Origin of the sequence: Paraburkholderia sp. JHI2823 (assembly GCF_038900695.1) — a bacterium.
GTDB classification, from domain to species: Bacteria; Pseudomonadota; Gammaproteobacteria; order Burkholderiales; family Burkholderiaceae; genus Paraburkholderia; species Paraburkholderia mimosarum.
On sequence record NZ_JAYMRY010000109.1, the window covers coordinates 1 to 3,486 of the forward strand.

The window sequence follows — 3,486 nt, forward strand, 5'->3', positions numbered from 1 at the left end:
CAAGGATCTTGACAAAAAGCTCATGCGTTATATACGTCCGTACAACAAGCAGGCGCTTCCATTGAAATGGAAGTACTCCGATCCATCGCGGCGAATCCGGTGCAATTCTTCTGGTTCAATGGACTAGCGTTCGTCGAGGCAATTCCGCCCATCCGCGGCAAGCCTGACAAACCACTATCAAAGCCTCGGGTAGTTCAGGGCGACAGAGGTTACGACCACGACAAATATCGATGTCCACTGTTAGCATTGCAGAAATCGCTCGACGTGGCCAGCCTCTGTTGAGCAGACTATCTCGTGGCTTCACAACTTCCGCCGACTGCGCATCCGCTTCGAACAGATCGCTTCCATCCACGGAGGCTTTCTTCAGAATTGCATGCTGCATCCATATGCTGGCGACCACCTGAAAAAGTGATTCTGCAAACCCCGTACTGCCGCGGCTTTCCGACACGGTATCAACGTTGAGTGCAAAGTGAGCCACATCACCCCCGAGCCGTGCGCGGGGCTTCTGCGAGAAGAATCAGCGAAGCATTATTCAGTCCCAACTCGAACTCAAGAGCCGCAAGGCACCGGCTTTGCGCATGACGCTATCCGACGGCTAATGGGTCTACAGGCGGAGCTTTTTCCTCAAGCGTGACGTCAGCGCGCGGGCCGGCAGGCTCGCGAGCGAGGCAACGGAAAATACGGACAGGATCGTCACTGCGTCTGCAGCGAGACCCAGCGACACATCATGCTGGCCGCCGGTTGTCCGGGCCAACACGGCATCGGCGCTCAGCGAAACTACGGTGCCGGAGACGAAGCACGACAGGCTCCTGCGGCCGATCGCTCCGACCCACGGTGCCCTCTCAGCAGCGTGTCGTATCCAGCCACGGCGGACGAGATCGGCGACCAGCCACGCCAGCGCGATGAAATTCACCACGCGTGGCCATTCGAGGTCCCGCTTCATGATGCCCGGCGTTGAGGGCACGATCCTCAGCTTGTAATAGGCACCAGAGGCGATGATCGCGATCGCTGTAAGCCACGCGATCCTGCCGAAGCGCGCGGAATTGATGTGTTGATAAACGGGCTGGCAGCACGCGAGTGCGCCGAGCACAAATACCAGTTGCCAGACGAACGGATTGAAATCCCATCGGTTGTTCGGTGCGGCGGGAAGATACCAATATAAAGTTCCCGCGACCGCCCAGAGCCCGAACGATAGCGCTACAAGTAGCCACGGGCGCTCGCGTGCGAGCGGTACCATCACCGGTGCTGCCAGCGCGAAGAGTACGTAGATCGGCAGCACCGACGCAAGATATGGTTGACGGCGTAACAGCACAATATCGCGCAGCACCGTTGCCGGCGACGCAATCAATTGCTGCAGATCGCGTGCCGTGTGCGGCGTTTCGATGTGGAACGCGCGCAAGACGGCGCTCGCCAGCAGCAGTAAGTCAGCCGTGAAAAGAAATGCCCGATAGATCACCCACGCTCGTTTGATAAATCATCTACGCGCGGCCGCTTTGTCACGGTACGCTGCTAGAATCGTCCATGCGGTGGCTGTCGAGTAGCCCGCGAGAAACACAAACACTTCAGCAGCGTCGCAAAAGCGCATACGTGTGCAACGTAATGTGCGACACGACGCTGCCGCTGACGTGATCGACGACAATGATCAGCAATGCGAGACCGCGGAGAAAATCGAGTTCTGGCAGCCGGGAGGTCGATGAATGCATGGAGTATGGATGGTGCGAGGCTGGAGCACTCACGGGCTGGGCGCTCGGGTGCAAACAGAAAGCATGAAGGAAATTTCATTACTGAAAGGATTCGCCATCAAGAAGAGAGAACGAGCTACCACACTGGTGCCGACGTAGTGTTTTGAAGGCTGAATTTTGCCCGCTAATATGCCCAATAGCATTGGGCTTTGCGAACCGCATCGGCTGGCATCTGGCCGGCCCGGGCAGGGCTTCGCTCTTGCTAGCCGCGCAAATATTCCTTCGACCGCGTAGACATGAAGTCTTCTATGCGCGTGTAATAGTGTGGAGCATATGTTTGCGCCCAATCCAGAATCCGGGTTAGCTCTTCCCAATAGGAACTACAGATTAATTGGTTGTTGCATTCTGCTTCGCTGAACGCTTCGCTCTATAGCCATCACATGCCTTGCCGAACGCGCTTAGCATCTTCCGGCTCCTCGTCGCTTGAGGCGTGCCATTCCGGAGGCGACTGCAGCGCGAGTTGAAATGTGGATGCGTCTGTGTACAGTGCTTCCATGCCTCCGTCATCCGCGACCGCCTCCAACCGAACTCTTTGTCCAACCTGTGCGATTCCTTGCTTGTATAGCGAGTTGACGCGTAACTCGCTGCCGTCGATGACCGACGACAGCAGTCCGCCAGACGCGACGTTCTCAGCGCCTCGACATATCGCCGACGTCCCCCGTCGTGGTGAACACCGTCGTTGAGATGGCGATTTGCGGTGGCCGATAAGTGGATATCGACAATAAACAAAAACAATCAGACATGCTCGAAGCGGAGCGCGTCTTCACGTCCCGTCAAAACGATACTGCCACATTGGACCAGTTATACAGTATAAATTAGTTTTATGGAAACATAATGCAGAGGATTTTTTGTTTAGCGGTCGCGGCCTCAGTTGCATGAGTCGAACCTGTGGGATCGCCCCGCGAGCGGTAAATAAAAAATCGTTTGTGCTAAACCGCTCCGCAGGCGTTCGCTTCTATGGGCATTGAATGAACGGCGCGGTGATTCGAGACACCCGGCGCGTGGCCATCGCACGCCGGGAGTGGGCAGTCTGAGAGAGTCGGTCGCGTGAAGTCAGTGGGAATGCGAGGGTCAGCGGGCAGATAGTGCGCAGATTCGCGGCATTGTGATGGTGCGAGGACGCCACAGCACGAGTGGGTTCGCGTTGGCCGCATGGGGCAGACCAAACGTGCTGGGGCTGGTGCTGATGCCGATCAGTGCACATGGCTCGGATCAGGCGGTGCCCGTGGCAGGAGGCCGGGCGTATGGCCAGGCAGCGCGCCTTCGAGGCGGACCATGTGGCCCTTGCCGCACACGGGGCAATCGCGCAGTGACGTGCCGGTGAGCCGCTGGTAACGGTCTCGGTAGTCTTCCGCTATGGCGGGCGACACAGCGGCGGGCGGCTCGACACCGAGCAGCCGTCGGCAGGTGGCCAGGCGCGCTGCCCGGTGGCAGTTGGCGAGCCACCCGTAGCTGCGGATGCGCTTGAAGCCGGTGGGTAGCACGTGCAGCAGGAAGCGGCGGATGAACTCGTCGGCCGTCAGCGTCATGGTCCTGTGGCGGGCTTCGTGACGATAGTCCTTCCACTGGAAGAGGACCGAATCTCCATCAAAGCGCAGCAACCGGTTATTCGAGATGGCTGAGCATGAGCACGCAAGTCGATGGGAATTCGGGGCGTTTTGAGCGGCTTGCGTGATGTGGCGGAGGGGATCTCCCTCAGGCATCTTGCACAAACGACGCCGAAGGGAGAGTCTCGCGTTTTCCA

The 3,486-nt window shown here is 58.2% G+C and carries 4 protein-coding genes and 2 pseudogenes; 2 read left to right on the plus strand and 4 right to left on the minus strand.

Features of this window, described 5'->3' with window-relative positions; translation table 11 throughout:
* Together VSR34_RS37595 and VSR34_RS37600 are read left to right on the plus strand one after the other, a co-directional pair.
* Nucleotides 1-127 (plus strand): annotated as a pseudogene (locus tag VSR34_RS37595) (IS630 family transposase); the annotation flags it as partial.
* Nucleotides 127-462, plus strand: a pseudogene (locus VSR34_RS37600) (hypothetical protein); the annotation flags it as partial. The pseudogenes VSR34_RS37595 and VSR34_RS37600, both read left to right, overlap by 1 nt.
* Nucleotides 463-604: 142 nt before the next feature.
* Here VSR34_RS37600 and opgC (VSR34_RS37605) read toward each other — a convergent pair.
* The 4 genes from opgC (VSR34_RS37605) to VSR34_RS37620 form a co-directional block, all read right to left on the minus strand.
* Nucleotides 605-1,456 (minus strand): OpgC domain-containing protein, encoded by an 852-nt coding sequence (opgC, locus tag VSR34_RS37605; protein WP_342965136.1) that lies wholly within the window; start codon nt 1,454-1,456, stop codon nt 605-607.
* An 18-nt stretch (nt 1,457-1,474) separates the two neighbouring features.
* Nucleotides 1,475-1,585 carry an OpgC domain-containing protein gene (opgC, locus tag VSR34_RS37610; RefSeq protein ID WP_342965137.1) on the minus strand — a complete coding sequence of 37 codons (111 nt, stop codon included), beginning with the start codon at nt 1,583-1,585 and terminating at the stop codon, nt 1,475-1,477.
* The gene (gene opgC, locus VSR34_RS37615) at nt 1,563-1,703 is read right to left on the minus strand and encodes an OpgC domain-containing protein (protein ID WP_342965139.1); all 141 of its coding nucleotides are present in this window, start codon (nt 1,701-1,703) and stop codon (nt 1,563-1,565) included. The genes opgC (VSR34_RS37610) and opgC (VSR34_RS37615) overlap by 23 nt, the downstream gene beginning before the upstream one ends.
* 1,232 nt (nt 1,704-2,935) lie before the next feature.
* Nucleotides 2,936-3,486 (minus strand): transposase (locus VSR34_RS37620; protein WP_342965138.1); only part of this gene is annotated, 551 nt, incomplete at its 5' end.